The 24,775-nt window shown below is 61.9% G+C and carries 21 protein-coding genes; 13 read left to right on the top strand and 8 right to left on the bottom strand.

Annotation, left to right across the window (positions count from 1 at the left end):
- Positions 1 to 116 precede the first annotated feature (116 nt).
- The 6 genes from lepA (at position 117) to pdxJ (ending at position 6,207) form a co-directional block, all read left to right on the top strand.
- Positions 117 to 1,916 (top strand): translation elongation factor 4, encoded by a 1,800-nt coding sequence (gene lepA / locus AC07YV_RS07380; protein ID WP_007973962.1) that lies wholly within the window; start codon positions 117 to 119, stop codon positions 1,914 to 1,916.
- 5 nt (positions 1,917 to 1,921) lie between these two features.
- Positions 1,922 to 2,776, top strand: a complete 855-nt coding sequence (gene lepB / locus AC07YV_RS07375; RefSeq protein WP_015093643.1) for a signal peptidase I — start codon at positions 1,922 to 1,924, stop codon at positions 2,774 to 2,776.
- 185 nt (positions 2,777 to 2,961) lie between these two features.
- Complete coding sequence (rnc, locus tag AC07YV_RS07370) at positions 2,962 to 3,651, top strand: ribonuclease III (RefSeq protein ID WP_007973960.1); 690 nt, start codon at positions 2,962 to 2,964, stop codon at positions 3,649 to 3,651.
- A complete protein-coding gene (era, locus tag AC07YV_RS07365) occupies positions 3,644 to 4,546 on the top strand; it encodes a GTPase Era (RefSeq protein WP_007973959.1) in 903 nt (300 codons plus the stop codon). The genes rnc and era overlap by 8 nt, the downstream gene beginning before the upstream one ends.
- A gap of 174 nt (positions 4,547 to 4,720) precedes the next feature.
- Positions 4,721 to 5,410 carry a DNA repair protein RecO gene (gene recO / locus AC07YV_RS07360; protein ID WP_102699107.1) on the top strand — a complete coding sequence of 230 codons (690 nt, stop codon included), beginning with the start codon at positions 4,721 to 4,723 and terminating at the stop codon, positions 5,408 to 5,410.
- A gap of 50 nt (positions 5,411 to 5,460) precedes the next feature.
- Entirely contained in the window at positions 5,461 to 6,207 is a 747-nt protein-coding gene (gene pdxJ / locus AC07YV_RS07355; protein WP_007982801.1) for a pyridoxine 5'-phosphate synthase, read from the top strand.
- Positions 6,208 to 6,330: 123 nt separating this feature from the next.
- Here pdxJ and mltF read toward each other — a convergent pair whose 3' ends face one another.
- Positions 6,331 to 7,791 (bottom strand): membrane-bound lytic murein transglycosylase MltF, encoded by a 1,461-nt coding sequence (mltF, locus tag AC07YV_RS07350; RefSeq protein ID WP_102699106.1) that lies wholly within the window; start codon positions 7,789 to 7,791, stop codon positions 6,331 to 6,333.
- Between the two features lie 285 nt (positions 7,792 to 8,076).
- Between mltF and purL the strand changes: the two genes are divergently transcribed.
- Positions 8,077 to 11,973, top strand: a complete 3,897-nt coding sequence (gene purL, locus AC07YV_RS07345) for a phosphoribosylformylglycinamidine synthase (protein ID WP_102699105.1) — start codon at positions 8,077 to 8,079, stop codon at positions 11,971 to 11,973.
- Positions 11,974 to 11,978: 5 nt separating this feature from the next.
- On the top strand, positions 11,979 to 12,290 hold the full coding sequence (locus AC07YV_RS07340) for a YqfO family protein (RefSeq protein WP_102699104.1): 312 nt from the start codon (positions 11,979 to 11,981) through the stop codon (positions 12,288 to 12,290).
- A 184-nt stretch (positions 12,291 to 12,474) separates the two neighbouring features.
- Here the strand turns inward: AC07YV_RS07340 and nagE are convergent, their stop codons facing one another.
- From nagE to AC07YV_RS07305, 7 genes are all read right to left on the bottom strand, one after another.
- Positions 12,475 to 14,190: an N-acetylglucosamine-specific PTS transporter subunit IIBC gene (gene nagE / locus AC07YV_RS07335; protein WP_102699103.1), complete on the bottom strand. Its 1,716-nt coding sequence runs from the start codon at positions 14,188 to 14,190 to the stop codon at positions 12,475 to 12,477.
- A gap of 40 nt (positions 14,191 to 14,230) precedes the next feature.
- Entirely contained in the window at positions 14,231 to 16,747 is a 2,517-nt protein-coding gene (ptsP, locus tag AC07YV_RS07330) for a phosphoenolpyruvate--protein phosphotransferase (protein WP_102699102.1), read from the bottom strand.
- 150 nt (positions 16,748 to 16,897) lie between these two features.
- A complete protein-coding gene (locus AC07YV_RS07325; RefSeq protein WP_007973949.1) occupies positions 16,898 to 17,920 on the bottom strand; it encodes an SIS domain-containing protein in 1,023 nt (340 codons plus the stop codon).
- A complete protein-coding gene (nagA, locus tag AC07YV_RS07320; RefSeq protein WP_102699101.1) occupies positions 17,901 to 19,007 on the bottom strand; it encodes an N-acetylglucosamine-6-phosphate deacetylase in 1,107 nt (368 codons plus the stop codon). Before nagA ends, AC07YV_RS07325 begins: the two co-directional genes overlap by 20 nt.
- Before the next feature lie 34 nt (positions 19,008 to 19,041).
- Positions 19,042 to 19,773: a GntR family transcriptional regulator gene (locus tag AC07YV_RS07315; RefSeq protein WP_007973947.1), complete on the bottom strand. Its 732-nt coding sequence runs from the start codon at positions 19,771 to 19,773 to the stop codon at positions 19,042 to 19,044.
- A 285-nt stretch (positions 19,774 to 20,058) separates the two neighbouring features.
- Positions 20,059 to 20,562 carry a L,D-transpeptidase family protein gene (locus AC07YV_RS07310; protein ID WP_007973946.1) on the bottom strand — a complete coding sequence of 168 codons (504 nt, stop codon included), beginning with the start codon at positions 20,560 to 20,562 and terminating at the stop codon, positions 20,059 to 20,061.
- A gap of 107 nt (positions 20,563 to 20,669) precedes the next feature.
- On the bottom strand, positions 20,670 to 21,221 hold the full coding sequence (locus AC07YV_RS07305) for an NUDIX hydrolase (RefSeq protein WP_102699100.1): 552 nt from the start codon (positions 21,219 to 21,221) through the stop codon (positions 20,670 to 20,672).
- Between the two features lie 147 nt (positions 21,222 to 21,368).
- On the opposite strand from AC07YV_RS07305, the gene AC07YV_RS07300 reads away from it, so the two are divergent.
- The 5 genes from AC07YV_RS07300 (at position 21,369) to purT (ending at position 24,611) form a co-directional block, all read left to right on the top strand.
- Entirely contained in the window at positions 21,369 to 21,968 is a 600-nt protein-coding gene (locus AC07YV_RS07300; RefSeq protein ID WP_102699099.1) for a CoA pyrophosphatase, read from the top strand.
- A 45-nt stretch (positions 21,969 to 22,013) separates the two neighbouring features.
- The gene (locus tag AC07YV_RS07295) at positions 22,014 to 22,538 is read left to right on the top strand and encodes a gamma carbonic anhydrase family protein (protein WP_102699098.1); all 525 of its coding nucleotides are present in this window, start codon (positions 22,014 to 22,016) and stop codon (positions 22,536 to 22,538) included.
- Positions 22,535 to 22,750: a DUF1289 domain-containing protein gene (locus AC07YV_RS07290; RefSeq protein ID WP_102699097.1), complete on the top strand. Its 216-nt coding sequence runs from the start codon at positions 22,535 to 22,537 to the stop codon at positions 22,748 to 22,750. Before AC07YV_RS07295 ends, AC07YV_RS07290 begins: the two co-directional genes overlap by 4 nt.
- Positions 22,751 to 22,884: 134 nt before the next feature.
- Positions 22,885 to 23,352, top strand: a complete 468-nt coding sequence (locus AC07YV_RS07285) for a VUT family protein (protein WP_102699096.1) — start codon at positions 22,885 to 22,887, stop codon at positions 23,350 to 23,352.
- 77 nt (positions 23,353 to 23,429) lie between these two features.
- Positions 23,430 to 24,611 carry a formate-dependent phosphoribosylglycinamide formyltransferase gene (gene purT, locus AC07YV_RS07280; RefSeq protein WP_102699095.1) on the top strand — a complete coding sequence of 394 codons (1,182 nt, stop codon included), beginning with the start codon at positions 23,430 to 23,432 and terminating at the stop codon, positions 24,609 to 24,611.
- The last annotated feature ends 164 nt before the right edge of the window (positions 24,612 to 24,775 follow it).

Genomic DNA, 24,775 nt, shown 5'->3' with positions numbered 1-24,775 from the left:
GGGCGTTTTTGTAGGTGCCGTCTGACCTGCGAACGTGACGCTAGTGCCGTGGATCAGGTACAATTCCCGGCTATTTTTCGGCGGGCTATGCCTGCAGCCTTTTTGAGTGTTGATCCGTGAGTGATTTGAGTCATATCCGCAATTTCTCCATCATCGCCCACATTGACCATGGCAAGTCGACGCTGGCCGATCGCTTCATCCAGATGTGTGGCGGCCTGGCCGAGCGCGAAATGGAAGCCCAGGTCCTGGACTCCATGGACCTCGAGCGCGAGCGCGGGATCACCATCAAGGCGCACAGCGTTACTCTGTATTACAAAGCCAAAGACGGTATCAACTACCAGCTGAACTTCATTGACACCCCTGGCCACGTCGACTTCACCTACGAAGTCAGCCGTTCGCTGGCGGCCTGTGAAGGTGCGCTGCTGGTGGTCGACGCCGGTCAAGGCGTTGAAGCGCAGTCGGTTGCCAACTGCTACACGGCGATCGAGCAGGGCCTGGAAGTGATGCCGGTGCTGAACAAGATCGACCTGCCGCAGGCCGATCCTGAGCGCGTCAAGGAAGAAATCGAAAAAATCATCGGCATCGATGCCACCGACGCAGTCACTTGCTCTGCCAAGACCGGTCTGGGCGTCGATGAAGTGCTCGAGCGCCTGGTGACCACCATTCCGGCGCCGACCGGCAACATCGAAGATCCGCTGCAAGCGTTGATCATCGACTCCTGGTTCGACAACTACCTGGGCGTTGTCTCCCTGGTGCGCGTGCGCCACGGCCGCGTGAAGAAGGGCGACAAGATCCTGGTCAAGTCCACCGGCAAGATCCACCTGGTGGACAGCGTCGGTGTATTCAACCCGAAACACACCCCGACCGTTGACCTGAAGGCCGGCGAAGTGGGCTTCATCATCGCCAGCATCAAGGACATTCACGGTGCGCCAGTGGGCGATACCCTGACCTTGAGCTCGACGCCGGACGTCGACGTGCTGCCAGGCTTCAAGCGCATTCAGCCGCAGGTGTACGCCGGCCTGTTCCCGGTCAGCTCCGACGACTTCGAAGACTTCCGCGAGGCGCTGCAAAAGCTCACCCTCAACGATTCGTCGCTGCAATACACGCCGGAAAGCTCCGATGCACTGGGCTTCGGCTTCCGTTGCGGTTTCCTCGGCATGCTGCACATGGAAATCATCCAGGAGCGCCTGGAGCGCGAGTACAACCTGGACCTGATCACCACGGCGCCGACGGTAATCTTCGAGCTGCTGCTCAAGACCGGTGAGACGATCTACGTCGATAACCCGTCGAAGCTGCCGGACCTGTCCGCCATCGAAGACATGCGCGAGCCGATCGTGCGCGCCAATATTCTTGTGCCGCAAGAGCACCTGGGCAACGTCATTACCCTGTGCATCGAAAAGCGCGGTGTACAGGTCGACATGCTGTTCCTCGGCTCTCAGGTACAAGTGACCTACGACTTGCCGATGAACGAAGTGGTGCTGGACTTCTTCGATCGCCTGAAATCCACCAGTCGCGGCTATGCTTCTCTGGACTACCATTTCGATCGTTACCAATCGGCCAGCCTGGTGAAACTGGACGTGCTGATCAACGGTGACAAGGTCGACGCCCTGGCGCTGATCGTGCACCGTGACAATTCGCACTACAAAGGTCGCCAGCTGACCGAGAAGATGAAGGATCTGATTCCTCGGCAGATGTTCGACGTGGCAATCCAGGCCGCCATTGGCGGGCAGATTGTGGCGCGGACAACCGTCAAGGCGCTCAGAAAGAACGTATTGGCCAAATGCTACGGTGGTGACGTCAGCCGTAAGAAAAAGCTGCTGGAAAAGCAAAAGGCCGGTAAGAAACGCATGAAGCAGGTCGGCAACGTGGAAATTCCACAGGAAGCCTTCCTTGCAGTGCTCAGGTTGGATAGTTAGGTCCTATGTCACTAAATTTCCCGCTGTTGCTGGTCATCGCCGTATTTGTCTGCGGCCTGTTGGCGTTGCTCGATCTGTTGATCCTGGCCCCGCGTCGGCGTGCCGCCATCGCTTCCTATCAGGGCAGCGTCAGCCAGCCTGACATGGTCGTGGTCGAGCAGCTGAACAAAGAGCCGCTGCTGGTCGAATACGGCAAGTCGTTCTTCCCGGTGTTGTTCATCGTGCTGGTGCTGCGTTCGTTCCTGGTGGAACCGTTCCAGATTCCTTCCGGTTCGATGAAGCCAACCCTGGATGTCGGCGACTTCATACTGGTGAGCAAGTTTTCCTACGGGATCCGCTTGCCGGTGATCGACAAGAAAGTCATCGAAGTCGGTGATCCGCAGCGCGGCGATGTGATGGTATTTCGCTACCCGAGCGATCCGAACGTCAACTACATCAAGCGTGTGGTTGGCTTGCCGGGCGACACGGTTCGCTACACCGCCGACAAGCGTCTGTTCGTCAATGGTCAATCGATTGCCGAGCAACTGGTCGGCTCCGAGCCGGGCACGCTGGGCAGCGCCGAACTCTACAAGGAAAAACTCGGCGCCGCCGAGCACATGATCCGTAAAGAGATGAGTCGCTACCGCGCCATGCCGGACCATTCGTGGACCGTGCCGGCCGGGCACTACTTCATGATGGGCGACAACCGCGACAACTCGAACGACAGTCGCTACTGGGATGATCCGAGCATTCCCAAGGATCTGCTGGGCATGGTTCCCGACAAGAATATCGTCGGCAAGGCCTTCGCGGTCTGGATGAGCTGGCCGGAACCCAAACTCAGTCACCTGCCGAATTTCTCGCGGGTTGGCCTGATCAAGTAATCAAACACGGCGCTGTTGAACACAGCGCCGAATGCATTTCTGGAACCTGAAGAAGGTGACGGAAAAAGCATGAAGCCAATGATATTCAGGACGTTATTTTTGAACACAGCGTTAATTGTCCCAAGCCTGCGCCGCCTCACGGCGATGGCAGTGCAATCGAACCACGAACTCAGCGTGGGTAAACCGTGAGCGTCTCCTTAAGCCGTCTAGAGCGTCAGCTCGGCTACACCTTCAAGGATCAGGAACTGATGGTCCTGGCCCTGACCCACCGCAGTTTTGCCGGGCGTAACAACGAACGCCTGGAATTCCTCGGTGACGCCATCCTCAACTTCGTCGCCGGCGAGGCGTTGTTCGAGCGTTTCCCGCTGGCCCGCGAAGGCCAGTTGTCGCGTTTGCGCGCGCGCCTGGTGAAAGGTGAGACCCTGGCCGTATTGGCCCGTGGTTTCGATCTGGGCGAGTACCTGCGCCTGGGCTCGGGCGAGCTGAAGAGCGGCGGTTTCCGTCGCGAGTCGATTCTGGCCGATGCCCTGGAAGCGTTGATCGGTGCGATCTACCTCGATGCCGGCATGGAAGTGGCCCGCGAGCGTGTGCTCGCCTGGCTGGCCGGAGAGTTTGAAGGCCTGACGCTGGTCGACACCAACAAAGATCCGAAGACCCGCCTGCAAGAGTTCCTGCAGTCCCGTGGTTGTGAGCTGCCGCGTTACGAAGTGGTGGATATCCAGGGTGAGCCGCATTGCCGGACGTTCTTCGTCGAATGCGAAATCATCTTACTGAATGAAAAAAGCCGAGGTCAGGGTGTGAGCCGTCGTATTGCCGAACAGGTAGCGGCCGCCGCAGCACTGATTGCCCTGGGTGTGGAGAATGGCAATGACTGATACAAACGCAACGCGCTGTGGCTATGTTGCCATCGTCGGCCGTCCGAACGTGGGCAAGTCCACGCTGCTGAACCACATCCTGGGTCAGAAGCTGGCGATCACCTCGCGCAAGCCGCAAACCACCCGCCACAACATGCTCGGTATCAAGACCGAGGGTGACGTGCAGGCGATCTACGTCGACACCCCCGGTATGCACAAGGGTGGCGAGAAGGCCCTGAACCGCTACATGAACAAGACCGCTTCGGCGGCGTTGAAAGACGTCGACGTGGTGATCTTCGTGGTCGACCGCACCAAGTGGACCGAAGAGGACCAGATGGTGCTCGAGCGCGTCCAGTACGTGACCGGTCCGCTGATCGTGGCGTTGAACAAGACCGATCGCATCGAAGACAAGGCCGAGCTGATGCCGCACCTGAGCTGGTTGCAGGAGCAGCTGCCGAATGCGCAGATCATCCCGATTTCCGCGCAGCACGGGCACAACCTCGATGCACTGGAGCGGGTGATTGCCGAGCATTTGCCGGAAAACGATCACTTCTTCCCGGAAGACCAGATCACCGACCGCAGCAGCCGTTTCCTCGCCGCCGAGCTTGTGCGCGAGAAAATCATGCGCCAGATGGGCGCCGAGTTGCCATACCAGATCACCGTCGAGATCGAAGAGTTCAAGCAGCAGGGCAAGACCCTGCACATCCATGCCTTGATCCTCGTCGAGCGCGATGGCCAGAAGAAAATCATCATTGGCGACAAGGGCGAGCGCATCAAGCGTATCGGCACCGAAGCGCGCAAAGACATGGAGCTGCTGTTCGACTCCAAGATCATGCTCAACCTGTGGGTCAAGGTTAAGGGCGGCTGGTCCGATGACGAGCGTGCGTTGCGTTCGCTGGGTTATGGCGACCTGTAAGACTCGGTTCCTGATACACCAGTGAAACCCTGTGGGAGCGAGCTTGCTCGCGATGAGGGCCTGAAATTCAACATCAATGTTGACTGACAGACCGCAATCGCGAGCAAGCTCGCTCCCACATTGGTTTTGGGGTGTTTGTAAGATCGTGTTCCCATCTTGAGAATTCTGATTGCCATGTCCTCAACCCCGCCAATCGGCCAACCCGCCTACGTCCTGCACTCCCGCGCCTACCGTGAAAACAGCGCGCTGGTGGATTTCCTGACGCCGCAAGGCCGGCTGCGGGCGGTGTTGCGCAGTGCGCGGGGCAAGGCCGGGACGCTGGCGCGGCCGTTCGTGCCATTGGAAGTCGAGTTCCGGGGCAAGGGCGAGTTGAAGAACGTCGGGCGCATGGAAAGTGCCGGTGTTTCCACCTGGCTCAATGGCGAGGCGCTGTTCAGCGGTCTTTACCTCAATGAGCTGCTGATTCGCCTGCTGCCCGCTGAAGATCCGCTCCCCTCGGTGTTCGATCATTACGCCGCCACCTTGCTGGCCCTGGCCGAAGGTCGACCCCTGGAGCCCTTGCTGCGCTCCTTCGAATGGCGCTTGCTCGATGACCTCGGCTACGGGTTTTCCCTGACGACTGATATTCACGATCAGCCCATCGCACCGGACGGCCTCTACCGTTTGCAAGTGGATGCCGGGCTGGAGCGGGTCTACCTGCTGCAACCGGGTCTGTTCAACGGCACCGAACTGCTGGCCATGGCTGAGGCCGACTGGTCTGCCCCTGGCGCTCTGTCTGCCGCCAAGCGCTTGATGCGCCAGGCGTTGGCCGTTCACCTGGGCGGCCGTCCACTTGTCAGTCGCGAGCTGTTTCGCAAGCCCTGATCACACCGTATGCTGTGCACCGAACTTTCTCTTCTTCTGGAGCGCTTTCCGTGACCACCAGCACCCGTATTCTTCTTGGCGTGAACATCGACCACGTTGCCACCCTGCGTCAGGCCCGGGGCACCCGTTATCCGGACCCGGTCAAGGCAGCGCTGGACGCGGAAGAGGCGGGCGCTGACGGCATCACCGTGCACCTGCGCGAAGACCGCCGGCACATTCAGGAACGCGACGTCCTGGTGCTCAAGGACGTGCTGCAAACCCGCATGAACTTCGAAATGGGCGTCACCGAAGAAATGATGCAGTTCGCCGAACGCATCCGCCCGGCGCACATTTGCCTGGTGCCGGAAACCCGTCAGGAACTGACCACCGAAGGCGGACTGGATGTGGCGGGGCAGGAAGCGCGGATCAAGGCGGCGGTTGAACGCCTGTCGAAGATCGGCTCCGAAGTGTCGCTGTTCATCGACGCCGACGAGCGTCAGATCGAAGCCTCGCGCCGTGTTGGCGCCCCGGCCATTGAACTGCACACCGGGCGTTATGCCGATGCCGAGACACCGACCGAAGTCGCCGAAGAACTCAAGCGTGTGGCCGATGGCGTGGCCTTCGGCCTGGCCCAGGGGTTGATCGTCAATGCCGGGCATGGCCTGCATTATCACAACGTGGAAGCCGTGGCGGCGATCAAGGGCATCAACGAGCTGAACATCGGGCATGCGCTGGTGGCCCATGCGTTGTTCGTTGGCTTCAAGTCGGCGGTGTCGGAGATGAAGGCGCTGATTCTGGCGGCGGCTGCCAAGGCTTAAACCCAACGCAAAACCCTGTGGGAGCGAGCTTGCTCGCGATAGCGGTCTGACAGACACAATCGATGTGACTGAAAGGGCCTCATCGCGAGCAAGCTCGCTCCCACATTTGTTTGGTGGTGGCTGTCAGAGCGGTGCTGGCTCTTGAGCCGGTTTGCTCTTGTCGATCCCCGGCACCAGCAGTTTGCCCTCGGCGACCTGGTCGCCTTCAAGCTGCGGCTGGGTTACCCAGGTCAGGATGTCGTAGTAGCGACGGATGTTCGCCACGAAATGCACCGGTTCGCCGCCGCGGGCGTAGCCGTAACGGGTCTTGCTGTACCACTTCTTCTCGGACAGGCGCGGCAGGATCTTCTTCACGTCCAGCCATTTGTCCGGGTTCAAACCTTCCTTGGCCGCCAGTTTGCGCGCGTCGTCCAGATGGCCGCTGCCGACGTTGTAGGCTGCCAGGGCAAACCAGGTACGGTCCGGTTCCTGGATCGAATTGTCGAGCTGGTCCTTTATGTAGGCCAGGTACTTGGCGCCGCCCATGATGCTTTGTTTCGGATCGAGGCGGTTGGACACGCCCATGGCCTGCGCGGTGTTCTGGGTCAGCATCATCAGGCCGCGCACACCGGTCTTGGATGTGACGGTCGGTTGCCACAGGGATTCCTGATAGCCGATGGCCGCCAGCAGGCGCCAGTCGACTTTCTCCTTCTTGGCGTACGACTTGAAGTGCTGCTCGTACTTGGGCAGGCGTTGCTGCAAGTGTTGGGCAAAGGTGGTGGCGCCCATGTAGCCGAGAACGTCGACGTGCCCGTAGTAACGATCCTTGAGGCGTTGCAGGGTGCCGTTTTTCTTGACCTTGTCGAGGTAGTCGTTGATTTCGTTGAGCAGGCTGTTGTCCTCGCCCAGCCCGACGGCCCAGCTCTGGTTGCTGGCGTCACCGAGGTCGAAGGCGACCCGGATGTTGGTGAAGTACACCTGGTTCATCGCGACTTCGTTGGAGTCGACGAGCGTGAGGTCGATCTGACCTTCGTCGACCATGCGCAGGAGATCGACGACCTCGACTGCGTCAGACTCTTCGTATTCGATGCCGGGAAACTTCTGTTTCAGCTTTGCCAATTGTTCGGCGTGGGTGCTGCCCTTGAGCACCATGATCTTCTTGCCCACCAGATCCTTGGCGTCGGTCGGCCGTGACTGGCCGTTGCGGTAGATGACCTGCGGGGTGACTTCCAGATAGGAGTGGGAGAAGCGCACCTGCTTCTTGCGTTCTTCGCTGCTGACCAGGCCGGCAGCCGCCAGGACCGGGCCGTTGGGCTTGCCGACCTGGTTGAACAGATCATCGAGGTTGTCGGCGGTCTCGATCTTGAGCTCGACCCCCAGATCGTCGGCGAAGCGCTTCACCAGCTCGTATTCGAAGCCGGTTTCACCGTTGCGATCCTGAAAGTAGGTGGCGGGGCTGTTTCGGGTAACCACCCGCAGCACGCCATCCTCCTTTACGCGCTCGAGCGTGTTGGGTTTATCAACACAGGCACCGAGCATCAGGAAGAGTCCGGTTGCGATCAGCCATTTGGCGTACCGCGGACGCAAAGCCATTGGGAAAAACATCTGCGCAGTATACGCAAAGGACCACGGGCGCCATATCTCGACAGTGAAGGGCGAGTCTGCTAGAGATCACAAATTCGGCCGAAACCCCGCAGGAACGGGCCTTGTCTGCGTTTTGTCACGGTAAAAATAAGCTGTCGTCATACGCCCGGTTAACCTGACTTTCGGGGCAGAAACACAGATCGACACTCGAGTGCAACCGTGCGTAGCGTTTCGGGTGATGTCGCGGGCGGTTTAGGCTAGAATGCACGGCCTCAAAGCACACCCCTTCCCGAGGCTGTCCCGAAGATGTTGATCCTGCGCGGCGCTCCTGCCCTTTCCGCCTTTCGCCACAGCAAGCTCCTTGAGCAACTGAGCCAGAAGGTTCCGGCTGTCAGCGGCCTGTATGCTGAATTCGCTCACTTCGCCGAAGTTACCGGCGTCCTGACCGGCGACGAACAGCAGGTGCTTGCGCGCCTCCTGAAGTACGGTCCAAGCGTTCCGGTACAGGAGCCGACCGGTCGTCTGTTCCTGGTGCTGCCGCGTTTCGGCACCATCTCGCCATGGTCGAGCAAGGCCAGCGACATCGCCCGCAACTGCGGCCTGGCGAAAATCCAGCGCCTGGAGCGCGGCATCGCGTTCTACGTGGCCGGCCAGTTCAGCGACGCTGAAGCCCGGTTGATCGCAGACGGTCTGCACGACCGCATGACCCAGATCGTCCTGGGCAACCTCGAACAGGCCGCCGGCCTGTTCAGCCACGCCGAACCGAAACCCCTGACCGCCATCGACGTGCTGGGTGGCGGCCGCGCCGCGCTGGAAAAAGCCAACACCGAGCTGGGCCTGGCCCTGGCCGAAGACGAGATCGACTACCTGGTCAACGCTTTCGTCGGCTTGAAGCGCAACCCGCATGACATCGAACTGATGATGTTCGCCCAGGCGAACTCCGAGCACTGCCGTCACAAGATCTTCAACGCCAGTTGGGACATTGACGGCCAGAGCCAGGAAAAAAGCCTGTTCGGCATGATCAAGAACACCTACCAGATGCACAGCGAAGGTGTCCTGTCGGCTTATAAGGACAACGCTTCAGTGATCGTCGGTTCCGTGGCCGGTCGCTTCTTCCCGGACCCTGAAACCCGCCAGTACGGCGCGGTGCAGGAACCGGTGCACATCCTGATGAAGGTCGAGACCCACAACCACCCGACCGCGATTGCCCCGTTCCCGGGCGCATCCACCGGTTCCGGTGGCGAAATCCGTGACGAAGGCGCCACCGGTCGCGGCGCCAAGCCGAAAGCCGGCCTGACCGGTTTCACCGTGTCCAACCTGCAGATCCCAGGCTTCGAACAGCCGTGGGAAGTGCCGTACGGCAAGCCTGAGCGCATCGTTACCGCGCTGGACATCATGATCGAAGGCCCGTTGGGCGGTGCCGCGTTCAACAACGAATTCGGTCGTCCGGCCCTGACCGGCTACTTCCGTACCTTCGAACAGTCGATCAGCACCCCGCACGGTGACGAAGTTCGCGGTTACCACAAGCCGATCATGCTGGCGGGCGGCATGGGCAACATCCGCGAAGAACACGTCAAGAAAGGCGAGATCCTCGTTGGCTCCAAGCTGATCGTGCTCGGTGGCCCGGCGATGCTGATCGGCCTGGGCGGCGGCGCGGCTTCCTCCATGGCCACCGGCACCAGCTCGGCGGACCTGGACTTCGCTTCGGTACAGCGCGAAAACCCTGAAATGGAACGTCGCTGCCAGGAAGTCATCGACCGTTGCTGGCAACTGGGCGACAAGAACCCGATCAGCTTCATCCACGACGTGGGTGCGGGCGGTCTGTCCAACGCCTTCCCGGAACTGGTCAACGACGGCGACCGTGGTGGCCGTTTCGAACTGCGCAACATTCCAAACGACGAGCCGGGCATGGCCCCGCACGAAATCTGGTCCAACGAATCCCAGGAACGCTACGTTCTGGCGGTCGGCCCGGCGGATTTCGAGCGTTTCAAGGCGATCTGCGAACGTGAGCGTTGCCCGTTTGCCGTGGTCGGCGAAGCCACTGCCGAGCCGCAGCTTACTGTCACCGACAGCCACTTCGGCAACAGCCCGGTGGACATGCCACTGGAAGTGTTGCTGGGCAAGGCACCGCGCATGCACCGTTCGGTGGTGCGTGAAGCCGAGCTGGGCGACGACTTCGATCCGTCGACCCTGAACATTGCCGACTGCGTCGAGCGCGTCCTGCATCACCCGGCCGTGGCCAGCAAGAGCTTCCTGATCACCATCGGCGACCGCACCATCACCGGCCTCGTGGCCCGTGACCAGATGGTCGGCCCGTGGCAGGTGCCGGTGGCCGACGTTGCCGTCACCGCCACCAGCTTCGACGTCTACACCGGTGAAGCCATGGCCATGGGCGAGCGCACTCCGCTGGCACTGCTGGACGCTCCGGCGTCGGGCCGCATGGCCATCGGCGAAACCCTGACCAACATCGCGGCCTCGCGCATCGGCAAGATCTCCGACATCAAGCTGTCGGCGAACTGGATGTCCGCTGCCGGTCACCCGGGCGAAGACGCGCGTCTGTACGACACCGTGAAAGCGGTCGGCATGGAACTGTGCCCTGAGCTGGGCATCACCATTCCGGTGGGCAAGGACTCGATGTCCATGGCCACGCGCTGGAACGATGAAGGCGTGGACAAGTCCGTCACGTCGCCGATGTCCCTGATCGTGACCGGTTTCGCGCCAGTGACTGACATCCGTCAGACCCTGACCCCGCAACTGCGCATGGACAAGGGCACCACCGACCTGATCCTGATCGACCTGGGCCGCGGCCAGAACCGCATGGGCGCGTCGATCCTCGCGCAGGTCCACGGCAAGCTCGGCAAACAGGCGCCGGACGTCGACGACGCCGAAGACCTGAAGGCCTTCTTCGCCGTGATCCAGGGCCTCAACGCCGACGGTCACCTGCTGGCTTACCACGACCGTTCCGACGGTGGTCTGTTGACCTCCGTGGTTGAAATGGCCTTCGCCGGTCACTGCGGCCTGAGCCTGAACCTCGACGGTCTGGCGGAAACCTCCGCCGACATCGCCGCGATCCTGTTCAACGAAGAACTGGGTGCCGTGATCCAGGTTCGCCAGGACGCCACCCCGGACATCCTCGCGCAGTTCAGCGCAGCTGGCCTGGGTGACTGCGTGTCGGTGATCGGTCAGCCGATGAACAACGGCGAGATCAGCATCACCTTCAACGGCGACACCGTGTTCGAAGGCCAGCGTCGTCTGCTGCAACGCCAGTGGGCCGAGACCAGCTACCAGATCCAGCGCCTGCGTGACAACGCCGACTGCGCCGAGCAAGAGTTCGACGTGCTGCTGGAAGAAGACAACCCTGGCCTGAGCGTCAAGCTGAGCTACGACATCAACCAGGACATCGCCGCGCCTTACATCAAGAAAGGCATTCGCCCACAGGTTGCCGTGCTGCGTGAGCAGGGCGTCAACGGTCAGGTGGAAATGGCGGCGGCGTTCGACCGCGCCGGTTTCAACGCGATCGACGTGCACATGAGCGACATCCTGGCCGGCCGTGTCGACCTGAACGAGTTCAAGGGCATGGTCGCTTGCGGCGGCTTCTCCTACGGCGACGTATTGGGTGCCGGTGAAGGCTGGGCGAAATCCGCGCTGTTCAACAGCCGCGCCCGCGATGCGTTCCAGGGCTTCTTTGAGCGCAACGACAGCTTCACCCTCGGCGTGTGCAACGGTTGCCAGATGATGTCCAACCTGCACGAGCTGATCCCGGGCAGCGAGTTCTGGCCGCACTTCGTGCGCAACCGTTCCGAGCAGTTCGAAGCCCGTGTTGCCATGGTGCAGATCCAGGAGTCGAATTCGATCTTCCTGCAGGGCATGGCCGGTTCGCGCATGCCGATCGCCATCGCCCACGGCGAAGGTCATGCCGAGTTCGCCAGCGAAGAAGCGTTGCTGGAAGCCGATCTGTCCGGTTGCGTGGCGATGCGTTTCGTCGACAACCACGGCAAGGTCACCGAAAGCTACCCGGCCAACCCGAACGGCTCGCCGCGCGGGATCACCGGTTTGACCAGCCGCGACGGTCGCGTGACCATTATGATGCCGCACCCGGAGCGTGTGTTCCGCGCCGTGCAGAACTCGTGGCGTTCGGATGACTGGAACGAAGATGCACCGTTGATGCGTATGTTCCGTAATGCTCGTGTGTGGGTGAACTAAGCGCCGTGTACAAGCTCGCTTTTTTTGTTCCTGACAGTCATGTCGAGGTGGTCAAGGACGCTGTATTCGCTGCCGGTGGCGGACGGATCGGTGCTTACGACCACTGTGCATGGCAAGTGTTGGGCCTCGGCCAGTTTCGTCCACTGGACGGCAGTCAGCCGTTCATTGGTGAGGCAGGGCAGGTCGAGCAGGTCGAGGAATGGAAGGTTGAGCTGGTGGTGGCGGATGAGTTGATTCGCCCGGTGGTGGCGGCTCTGAAGCAGAGCCACCCCTACGAGACGCCGGCTTATGAAGTGTGGCGGCTGGAGGATTTCTGATTCTCGTGCCGCTGAAATGAAAAACCCGCTGAAAGTGATTTCAGCGGGTTTTTTGTTGACCGGGTTTTTGTGGTGTTAGTGATGGCCTCATCGCGAGCAAGCTCGCTCCCACAATGGTCCAGTGTTTGCCGATCCAATGTGGGAGCGAGCTTGCTCGCGATGAGGCCTATAAGGCACCGAGGATCTAAACCTTGGCACTGACCTCACTGCGATTGACCAGCGCTTCCAGCGCATCACTCAAACTCGGTGCCTTGTCGCCAACCAACAGATGCCAGACTCCGCCTTCCAGCTGACTCACACCCTGGCACCCCAGCGCTTTCAAATCACACTCCGACAACGCCTTGCCATTGGCCAGTTGCAGGCGGATGCGCGTCATGGCGATGCAGTCGAGTTGCAGCACATTGTCGCCACCCCCCAGCGCATTGAGCCATTGCTGCGCCTCGGGTGTTGCCACGGCGGCAGGTGGAGGCGCGTCGATTTCTGCTGCCGGCGACGACACCATGGCACGCCCCAGCGCCGGCATCGCCAGGCGAATTTCATCGGCAATCGCATCGGCCATCGGCCCGACCACTACCTGCAAACTCCCGCCCTTGCCCGGACGCACCACGGCCATGGCGCCGAGCGCCTTCAGATCGGTATCCGAGGCCTTGTTGCGATCCACCATGTCCAGGCGCAACCGCGTGGTGCAGGCACCGACGGTGATCAGGTTTTCCGCGCCACCCAAGGCCTTGATGTAAGCCCCGGCGCGTTCATTGTCGGCCACCGCCACTTGCGGGGCGGCAACGCTGGTTTCGCGGCCCGGGGTCTTCAGGTCGAAACGCCGGATGCAGTAATCGAACACCACGTAATAGATCACGGCATACGCCAGGCCCACCGGGATCACCAGCCAACCGTTGGTGGACTTGCCCCAGCCCAGCACCATGTCGATGAAGCCACCGGAGAACGTGAAGCCCAGGTGAATGTTCAGCGCATTGGTGATGGCCATCGACAGACCGGTCAGCAACGCATGCAGCAGAAACAGCAGCGGCGCGAGGAACATGAAGGCGAATTCGATCGGCTCGGTCACACCGGTCAGGAACGCGGTCAGGGCCATCGACAGGAAAATCCCGCCCATCACCTTGCGCCGTTCCGGCAGGGCGTTGCGGTACATCGCCAGGCACGCGGCGGGCAGGCCGAAGATCATCACCGGGAACATGCCGGTCATGAACTGGCCGCCTTTCGGGTCGCCGGCGAAGTAGCGCGACAGGTCGCCGGTGACCAGCGCACCGGTGCTGGGGTCGGTGAAATTGCCGAACACGAACCACGCCATGTTATTGAGGATATGGTGCAGGCCGGTGACGATCAGCAAGCGGTTGAACACGCCGAAGACGAGCGCACCAATGCTGCCACTCTCCATCATCAGCGTGCCGAAGCTGTTGATGCCGTGCTGGATCGGCGGCCAGATATAGCCGAACACCACGCCCAGGCCCACGGCGGCGAACCCGGTGACAATCGGCACGAACCGTCGGCCACCGAAGAAGGCCAGGTATTCCGGCAGCTTGATGTCCTTGAAGCGGTTGTACAGCGCGCCGGCCATCAGGCCGCTGACGATCCCGGCGAGCATGCCCATGTTGATGCTCGGGTCGAGCACCTTGAGGGTGGCGATCATCACCAGGTAACCGATCACCCCTGCAAGTCCCGCCGTACCGTTGTTGTCCTTGGCGAAACCGACCGCGATGCCGATGGCGAAGATCATCGCCAGGTTGGCAAAGATCACCTGGCCGGCGTCATGGATGATCGCGATGTTCAGCAGGTCGGTGTCACCCAGGCGCAGCAGCAGGCCGGCAATCGGCAGGATCGCGATCGGCAGCATCAGCGCGCGGCCGAGGCGTTGCAGGCCTTCAATGAAAAGTTGGTACATGGCGGATCTCCCTGGATTTTTGTTCTTCTTTTGTAAAGAGCTAGCTCAGAGGCCAGTGCTGGTGACAGGCATGACGCACGGCGCTGGCGCTGCTCAGCTTGAGCAGGCCCAGGCTGATGCGCCGGCATTCGCTGGCGTCGAGATGACGTACGCGGTCCTTGATTTCACCGATCTGTACCGGGCTCACCGACAACTCACTGACCCCCAGGCCGATCAACACCGGCGTGGCCAGCGGATCGGACGCCAGTGCACCGCAGACACCGACCCAACGCTTGTGCTGCGCCGCACCGGCGCAGGTTTGGGCGATCAACCGCAGCAGGGCCGGGTGCAACGCATCGACGCGCGCGGCAAGGCCGGCGTGGTCGCGGTCCATGGCCAGGGTGTATTGCGACAGGTCATTGGTGCCGATGGACAGGAAATCCGCGTGCTCCGCCAGTTGCTCGGCCAGCAGCGCGGCGGCCGGCACTTCAATCATCACCCCCAGCTCCGGGCGCTGCGCCAGACCCAGTTCGGTGCACAAGGCGTCGAGGCGCTGGCGGATGTGCAGCAGTTCATCGACCTCAGTGATCATCGGCAGCAGGATCCGGCAGCGTGATAGCGGGCGCAGGTGCAGCAGCGCGCGCAGTTGCTGGTCGAGCAGTTCCGGGCGGACCTGGGCCAGGCGAATGCCGCGCAGGCCGAGCACCGGGTTGGCCTCGGCGGGCAGTGGCAGGTAATCGAGTTGCTTGTCGCCACCGACGTCGATGGTGCGGATGATCACCGACTTGTCGCCCATGGCATCGAGCACCGCTTGATAGGCCTGGTGTTGTTCCTGTTCGTCCGGGGCCGTCTGGCGGTCGACGAAGAGAAATTCGGTGCGCAGCAAGCCGACGCCGTCGGCGCCATTGGCCAATGCGTCTGCCGCTTCCGTGCTGGACGCCACGTTGGCGGCGACTTCGATGCGCAGGCCATCGGTGGTCAGCGCCGGTGTGTGCGCCTGGGCCTGTTGTTCGGCGCGGCGTTGTTGCTGTTGCTGTTGCAGCTTGCGCACGTCGGCCAGGCGCTGTGTGCCGGGTGTCAGTTCGAGGCGGCCGCCGTCGGCGTCCAGCACCACCGGTTGCCCCTGTTGCTGATCGAGCAGCGTCGAGCCCAGTGCGACCATGCACGGCAGGCCTTTGCCCCGGGCCAGAATCGCCACGTGGGAGGTCGCACCGCCCTCGGCCATGCACAGCCCGGCGACGCCTTGCTGGCTCAGTTGCAACAAGTCGGAGGGCGTCAGTTCATGGGCCGCAACGATGGCGCCGGCCGGCACGTCGTAATGCCAGGTATCGCCGAGCAATACGCGCAGCACCCGTTGCTTGATGTCGCGCAGGTCGTTGGCACGTTCGGCGAGTAATGTGCTGCCGGTTTGCTGGAGCACTTCGCATTGCGTGTCGATGGCCTGGCTCCAGGCGTGGGTCGCGGCCGTGCCCTGGTCGACGGATTGACGGGCAGCGTCGAGCAAGGCCGGATCTTCGAGCAGCGCCAGGTGCGCGGCGAAAATAGCCTCTTCAGCGCTGTCCTTGTGTTTTTTTGCCTGGGCCAGGGTGTGGTCGATTTCGCTGCGCACCTGGCCCAGTGCCGCGTCCAGAACCTGGCGTTGCTGTTGCGGATCATGCTGGCCGGCGTCCACTGGCAGGCTGATCGCATTCAGGCGAAACAGCGGCCCGCCGACCAGGCCTGGTGCCGCGCACACGCCGTGCAAGACACCGGCTTCGACGGGGCGATTGCGTTGGGCGATCGTCGGTGGCGCGGCGGCGTGACTGTCTTCGGCCAGGGCTGTGGATAACGCGGTGAGCAAGGCTTGCAATGCGGCTTCGGCATCCGGGCCCTGGCAACTGACCTGGACTTCTGCCTGCTCGCCGATGGCCAGCCCCATCAGGCCGATCAGGCTGTCGCAGGTGGCCGACTTGCCGGCGAAGTGCAGCTGCGATTTGCTTTTGAAACCTTGTGCGGTCTGACGGATCAACGCCGCCGGCCGCGCGTGCAGCCCGCCACGGTGAGCAATGCGCACGTGACCGACAATCTCTGCGCCGGCAAATTCGACATCGACCTCTGCGGTCGATGACTGTCGACGAATGATGTGCAGCAGCGGCTCACCGACTTTCACCGATTTGAGGGTGATGGGCCGCGCCTGAAAGTCCTGGCTGTTGGTGAGGATCAGCAGGCTGACCAGGCTTTTGCACTGCTGCGCGACTTTGTCCAGGTCGTAGCGCAGCAGGGGTTGGCCATTGGCGACGCGGGCGCCTTCCTTGACCAGCATCGAGAAGCCCTGGCCCTGCAGCTCGACCGTGTCGAGGCCCAGGTGCAGGAGCAATTCCGCGCCATTGTCGGCACGCAAGGTCACCGCGTGACCGGTGCGCGCGACATGTACCACCACCCCCGCGCAGGGGGCATGGAGCGTGTCGTTGAGCGGATCGATGGCGATGCCGTCGCCCATGGCGCCGCTGGCAAACACCGGGTCCGGGACTTTGGCGAGCGTGAGCACCGGGCCGCTGAGCGGGGCGCTTAAAGTCAGCTCTTTATTGTTGTTATGCATGGCTCGGTCTCATAAAAAGTTCAGATCAGCTCGCCACCTGTAGGAGCGAGCTTGCTCGCGAAGAACCTGAGAACAGCGCGTTCATTCAGGAAACACGCGTCATCGTTGACGTCCATCGCGAGCAAGCTCGCTCCTACAGGGGACAATGATTCAATGGGTGCGGGTGACTTTGCTCAAGTGCCGCGGCTGGTCCGGGTCCATGCCACGAGCCACGGCCAGGCCGGCGGCCATCACGTAGAAACTCTGGATCGCCAGAATCGGGTCGAGGGCCGGGTGTTCGGCGCGGGTCAGCGTCAGGTCGCGTTCGAGCACGTCATCCGGCGCGGCCAGCAGGACACGGGCGCCGCGCTGGCGCATGTCGGCGGCCAGGCTCAACAGACCGGCCTGCTCGGCACCCCGTGGGGCAAACACCAGCAGCGGGTAGTTGTCACCGATCAGGGCCATCGGACCGTGACGGACTTCGGCACTGCTGAAGGCTTCGGCCTGGATCGCCGAGGTCTCTTTGAATTTGAGTGCCGCTTCCTGGGCGATGGCGAAACCGGCGCCCCGACCGATCACCATCAGCCGCTGGCAATCGCGCAAGGCCTCGATGGCCGGGCTCCAGTCCTGCTGCGCGGCGTTGCGCAGGCCGTCGGGCAAGGCCAAACCAGCCTCGAGCAGTTCGGCGTCGTCCTTCCAGTGCCCGATCAACCGCGCGCTGGCGCTCAGGGTGGCGATGAAACTCTTGGTCGCGGCGACGCTGCTTTCCGTGCCGGCACACAGCGGCAGGCTGAATTCACAGGCGGCTTCCAGCGGCGAGTCCTCGGCATTGACCAGCGAAATGCTCAAGGCGCCGCGCTTGCGCAACAGGCGCAGGCTGTTGACCAGGTCCGGGCTTTGCCCCGATTGCGAGAAGGCGAATGCCACCTGACCGCTGACCTTCAGCGGCGCCTGCTGCATGGTCACCACCGACATCGGCAACGACGCCACCGGGATGCCCAACAGCTGCATGGTCAGGTAGGCGAAGTAACTGGCGGCGTGGTCGGAGCTGCCGCGCGCCACGGTCATGGCCACTTGCGGCGGCTGACGACGCAGGCGTCCGGCGATCTCGATCATCTGCGGGTCGAGTTTTTGCAATTGGGCTTGCACGGCCTCGAACGAGGACAGCGCCTCTTCAAGCATTTTTGAAGTCAATGTCTTCTCCTTCGACCATGACGGCGGTCAGTTTCAGTGAGCGATCCAGCCGCACGCAGTCGGCCCAGGCCCCCGGTTGCAGGCGTCCGCGCTCGGTGAGGCCGAGGTAGTCGGCGGGGAATTGCGACAGGCGCTGCGAGGCTTCGGCGATGGGCAGGCCGATTTTCACCAGGTTGCGCAGGGCCTGATCCATGGTCAGGGTGCTGCCGGCCAGGGTGCCGTCGGGCAGGCGCACGCCGCCCAGGCACTTGGTCACGGTGTGGCTGCCGAGTTTGTACTCGCCGTCGGGCATGCCGGCGGCGGCGGTCGAGTCGGTGACGCAGTACAGGCACGGGATCGAGCGCAGGGCGACGCGGATGGCGCCAGGGTGCACGTGCAGCAAGTCCGGGATCAGTTCGGCGTATTTGGCGTGGGCCAGTGCAGCGCCGACGATCCCCGGCTCGCGGTGATGCAGCGGGCTCATGGCGTTGTAGAGGTGGGTGAAGCTGCTGGCACCGGCCTCCAGCGCCGCGACGCCTTCCTCGTAACTGCCCAGGGTGTGGCCGATCTGCATGCGGATGCCGCGGCGGCTGAGGTCGCGGATCAAGGCATCGTGACCGGCGATTTCCGGGGCAATGGTGATCACCCGGATCGGCGCCAGTGCCAGGTACGCTTCGACCTCGGCCAGCAACGCGGTGTGGGCGAAGTTGGGTTGTGCGCCGAGCTTGCCGGGGTTGATGTAGGGGCCTTCGAGGTGTACGCCGAGCACCCGGGCGCAGCCTTGTGGCCGCTGCTCACAGAATTCGCCGACGGCTTTGAGCACGCTGGTGATCTCTTCGCTCGGCGCCGTCATGGTGGTCGCCAGCAACGACGTGGTGCCGAAGCGCAAGTGGGTGCGGGTGATGGTTTCGAAGGCGGGCGTGCCTTCCATGATGTCTTTGCCGCCACCGCCGTGAACGTGCAGGTCGATGAAACCCGGCAGCAGATAAGGCAGGTCGTTGTCCGCCGGATCGCAGGGGACGCCTTCGATGGACACGACCTTGCCGTGGGCGTGGACCAGTCGGCCGCGAACCCAGCCGTGGGCGGTGAGGATGTTGTCTTCGGACATGTCGGGATCTCGGTTTTTAGCGACCGGCTGTTTGTCAGCGACGCAGCTCTGCCACAAAGTCGTAGTAGTCGTTGCGGCAATAGGTGTCGGTGACTTCGATGGGCGTGTTGTCTTCCAGGTAGCCGACCCGGGTCATCAGCAGCATCGCGGTGCCGGGGGCGATGCCGACCAGCGCGGCGAACTCGTCCGAGGCGTTGATCGCCTGGATGTGCTGCAAGGCGCGCACCACCGGCTTGCCGATGCCGTCGAGGAATTCGTAGAGGGAATCACCCACCGATTGCGGCTTGGGAATGATCGAGGCGGGCAGGGTGCTCATCTCGATGGCCATCACGGTGTCGTCGGCCTTGCGCAGGCGTTTGAGCCGCGCGACCTTGTCGTTGGGCGACAGGCCGAGGCGGATCAGTTCTTCGTGGGTCGGCAGGGTGATTTCCCGCTCCAGCCATTGCGAACCGGGCACGAAACCCTTGAGGCGGAGCATTTCACTGAAACCGGACAGTCGCGATAGCGGTTGTTCCAGGCGCGGCGTGATGAAGGTGCCGGAGCCCTGGTTACGGCGGATCAGGCCTTGTTCGAACAATACTTCCAGCGCCTTGCGGGCGGTGACGCGGGAGATCCCCAGGGTCTCGCTCAGATGGCGCTCCGACGGCATGGCCTGTTCGGCTTTCCACTGGCCGGCATGGATCGCCGCTTCCAGATTGCGTGCCAGTTGCAGGTACAACGGCGTGGGTTGGGTGTCGTCGGGGCGCAGGGCCTGTAGGTCGTTCATGTAGGCATTGTCCGATGCGGATATAGGATTGTTGTCGCCCGGTTGTGAGGCGAAACTAATACCACTTGCATACCATGTCAACGCGGGTGTTTTACAAGAATTGGCTGATTGTGGCCGGCTGGAGGTAGGGTGGTTTGAAGTGGTATTAGCGGTGGGCTTTAAAACGACAAAGATCGCAGCCTGCGGCAGCTCCTACAGAGCGAAATGGTATTCACCCTGTAGGAGCTGCCGCAGGCTGCGATCTTTCGATTTTATTTTTTGATGCCGACCAATGGTCGTGGGGAATTACGGACGAATTTCGATCATCGTGCCGTCCGGCACCAGGTTCCAGACTTCGCGCATGTCCATGTTGCGCATGGCGATGCAGCCGTCGGTCCAGTCCAGGGTGTGGAACAGGTCTTCCGGAGTGTCCTCGGTGTCCGGGGTGCCGTGGATCATGATCATGCCGCCGGGCTCGACGCCTTCACGACGGGCGCGGGCCGAGTCACTGATGTTCGGGTAGGAAATGTGCATCGCCAGGTTGAATTTATCACTGACCTTGCGCCAGTCGACCCAGTAGAGGCCTTCCGGGGTGCGTTTGTCGCCTTCCATCAGTTTCGGCCCCTTGGGACGCTTGCCCAGGGAAATGCGATAGGTCTTGAGCGGCTTGCCGTCATTGATCAATTGCAATTGATGGGACGACTTGAGAACCAGGATTTTCTCGATGACCTTGCCGTCCAGGGGTTCCAGGGCAGAAGCCTGGGACACCGCGACGAACGACAAACAGAACAGGGCAAGCAACCAGCGCATTGAAACGATTCCCCAGGAGGTGTCGCGACTATTTATTTATAGATGTTTTTGTAGGAGCTGCCGAAGGCTGCGATCTTTTGGCGCCTGTAAAGATGCCGAATCTGAATTCAGGTAATGGCAGGCTGCACCAACGGCGGGATCGATTCAGACCGTACGGGATAGACCTCGGTCCGCCGGTCAGCGAAGAAGCATTCTAAGGTACGGCCCACCGTGCGGAAAGCCAGCTCATCCCAAGGAATGTCCGCTTCGTCGAATAATTGCACTTCCAGGCTCTCGGGGCCGGCAGAAAAATCCAGGTCCGCAAGCTCGGCACGGAAGAACACATGCACCTGGCTGATGTGTGGCACATCGATCAGGGTATAGATGCTCAGGTTGCGCACCCGGGCGCAGGCTTCCTCGGCGGTTTCGCGAATGGCGGCCTGCTCGATGGTCTCGCCGTTCTCCATGAAACCGGCGGGCAGGGTCCAGTAGCCGCGGCGCGGCTCGATGGCCCGCCGGCACAGCAACACCTTGCTGCCCCAGGTCGCCACGCAGCCGGCGACGATGTTGGGGTTCTGGTAGTGGATGGCCTGACAGCTGTCGCAGACAAAACGCAGGCGTGAATCGCCCTCGGGAATGCGCTGGGTCACCGGGTTACCGCACTGGCTGCAAAATTTCATGCTGGGGTTCCTGAATGCTGCGCCTATCTTGGCGTGCGGCGGTGCCGGTCGGCAAGTTGTCGTTTCGCGACATGGGGCGGTTGCGGGGGTTGGGCGACCGCAGCGATTGGTGCATGATGCCGGGTAAGGCACAAATCGAGAACACTCATGCTGGACGAGCTACTGCATCGGGTTAGTCACCACACTCCACGCACGCTGGAGACCGATCGTCGTTTTCCCGAGGCCGCAGTGCTGGTGCCCATCACCCGCAGTGACGAGCCCGAGCTGGTGTTGACCCTGCGTGCCAGCGGCCTGTCGACCCATGGCGGCGAAGTCGCCTTCCCCGGCGGTCGCCGCGACCCCGAAGACCCCGACCTGATTTTCACTGCCCTGCGTGAAGCCGAGGAAGAAATCGGCCTGCCGCCGGGGCTGGTCGAGGTGATCGGCCCGCTCAGCCCGCTGATCAGCCTGCATGGCATCATGGTCACGCCCTATGTCGGGGTGATCCCGGATTTTGTCGAATACCGGGCCAACGATGCCGAGATCGCCGCGGTGTTCAGCGTGCCCCTGGAGTTCTTCCGCAAAGACCCCCGCGAACATACCCATCGCATCGACTATCAGGGCCGCAGCTGGTACGTGCCGAGCTATCGCTTTGGCGAATACAAGATCTGGGGGCTGACGGCGATCATGATCGTCGAGTTGATCAACCTGCTGTATGACGCCAAAATCAGCCTGCATCAACCTCCCAAAAGCTTTATCAATACCTGAAGCCATCGTTCGAATGGCACTGCCCGAGCCCAGAGGAAAACAACAATGAAATACCGCCTGGGCGACGCCCGTGTCGAAACCCATCCACAGAGCTGGGTCGCCCCCAATGCCGTGCTGGTGGGCAAGGTCAAGCTGGAAGAGGGCGCCAACGTCTGGTTCAACGCCGTGCTGCGCGGCGACAACGAGTTGATCCTGATCGGCAAGAACAGCAACGTCCAGGACGGCACCGTGATGCACACCGACATGGGCTATCCGCTGACCATCGGCACCGGCGTGACCATCGGCCATAACGCCATGCTCCACGGCTGCACCGTCGGCGACAACAGCCTGATCGGCATCAACGCGGTGATTCTCAATGGCGCGAAGATCGGCAAGAACTGCATCATTGGCGCCAATTCGCTGATCGGCGAAGGCAAGGAGATTCCGGACGGGTCGCTGGTCATGGGTTCGCCCGGCAAAGTGGTGCGCGAATTGACCGAACCGCAAATCAAGATGCTGGAAGCCAGCGCAGCCCACTATGTGCACAACTCGCAGCGTTATGCCCGCGATCTGGTCGAGCAGGAAGAATGAGCACGCCCGAACGCCCGGTGGCATCGCCCTGCGTGAGTATTTGTGCGCTGGATGACGATGATATCTGCACCGGTTGCCAGCGTACGGTTGAGGAAATCACCCGCTGGAGCCGCATGACCAACGACGAACGGCGCAAGGTGCTGGGGTTGTGTCATGAACGGGCCAAGGCCAGTGGGCTAGTCTGGATGATCGGCAAAACGCCTGGCCGATAATTGAAGATCAAGAGATCGCAGCCTGCGGCAGCTCCTACAGAGGATCGCATTCCATGTAGGAGCTGCCGCAGGCTGCGATCTTTTGATTTTGCGTTTGGCGAAGTAACCTGTGCGCCAAATTGACAGGTACTCCCATGCTCTTCCTGATCACCTACATCAGCAGCGTCGTGCTGATCAACTTCGCCTTCTCCACTGCCCCCCACCTGGACATCATCTGGTCGGCCTGGGGCGGGCTGGTGTTTATCCTGCGCGACATGGTGCAAACCCGTTTCGGGCATGGCGCCCTCGTGGCGATGCTGGTGGCGCTGGTGTTGTCCTACGTCACCTCCGATCCGTCCATCGCCCTGGCCAGCGCCACGGCGTTTGCGGTTTCCGAGTGCATCGACTGGCTGGTGTTCAGCATCACCAAGCGCCCGCTGCATGATCGCCTGTGGATAAGTTCGGCCCTGAGCATTCCCCTCGACACCTTTATCTTTTTCGGCATGATCGACGCCCTGACGCCGGGGGTGATCCTCACCGCCCTGGGTTCGAAATTCGCCGGGGTCACCGCCGTGTGGCTGATCATGGCCTGGCGCCTGCGCAAACAGGCTGTCGTCAGCTGAAGTTCATGTAAAATGCCGCGCTTTCTCCCCATGGGAAGCGTGCTTCCCTCGATGATCCGCTTCTTGAGGACCTTCAGATGACCCGTATCGGAACTCCATTGTCGCCCACCGCGACCCGCGTATTGATGTGTGGCTGTGGCGAGTTGGGCAAGGAAGTGGTGATCGAGCTGCAACGCCTGGGCGTTGAAGTGATTGCCGTGGATCGCTACGCCAATGCGCCGGCCATGCAGGTGGCGCACCGCAGCCACGTGATCAACATGCTCGATGGCGCTGCCCTGCGTGCCGTGATCGAAGCCGAGAAGCCGCATTTCATCGTCCCGGAAATCGAAGCGATCGCCACCGCGACCCTGGTGGAGCTGGAGTCTGAAGGTTTCACCGTGATCCCGACCGCCCGCGCCGCGCAACTGACCATGAACCGCGAAGGCATCCGTCGCCTGGCCGCTGAAGAGCTGGACCTGCCGACCTCGCCGTACCACTTCGCCGACACCTTCGAGGACTACAGCAAAGCCGTTGAAGACCTCGGTTTCCCATGCGTGGTCAAGCCGGTCATGAGTTCCTCGGGCAAGGGCCAGAGCCTGCTGCGCAGCGTCGATGACGTGCAGAAAGCCTGGGACTACGCCCAGGAAGGTGGCCGTGCCGGTAAAGGTCGGGTGATCATCGAAGGCTTCATCGATTTCGACTACGAAATCACCCTGTTGACCGTGCGCCACGTGGGCGGCACCACCTTCTGCGCGCCGGTCGGTCACCGTCAGGAGAAGGGCGACTACCAGGAATCCTGGCAGCCGCAGGCCATGAGCCCGGTTGCCCTGGCTGAATCCGAACGCGTCGCCAAAGCTGTGACCGAAGCCCTGGGTGGCCGTGGTCTGTTCGGCGTCGAGTTGTTTATCAAGGGTGACCAGGTGTGGTTCAGCGAAGTCTCGCCGCGCCCGCACGACACCGGTCTGGTGACCCTGATTTCCCAGGACCTGTCGCAGTTCGCCCTGCATGCACGGGCCATTCTCGGCCTGCCGATCCCGTTGATCCGTCAGTTCGGGCCATCGGCCTCGGCGGTGATCCTGGTGGAAGGGCAGTCGACCCAGACCGCTTTCGCCAACCTGGGCGCTGCCTTGAGCGAGCCGGATACCGCGTTGCGCCTGTTCGGCAAGCCTGAAGTCAACGGCCAGCGCCGCATGGGCGTGGCCCTGGCGCGTGACGAGTCGATCGAAGCCGCCCGCGCCAAGGCGACCCGTGCTTCGCAAGCGGTTGTCGTAGAGCTGTAAAAACAGCTATGGCGGGCCTATACCTTCTATAGGCATCGCACCATTGCATTACCTGTAGGAGCGAGCCTGCTCGCGATGGACTCAAGAACACCGCGGGGAACCAGACTCCCCGCGTTATCGTTAACGACCATCGCGAGCAGGCTCGCTCCTACAGGTCATTTATC

The sequence above is a fragment of the Pseudomonas sp. GW456-E7 genome (genome assembly GCF_059424105.1).
Note: the sequence above shows the minus strand (reverse complement) of the source record. Positions and strands in the feature narration are given on the sequence as shown.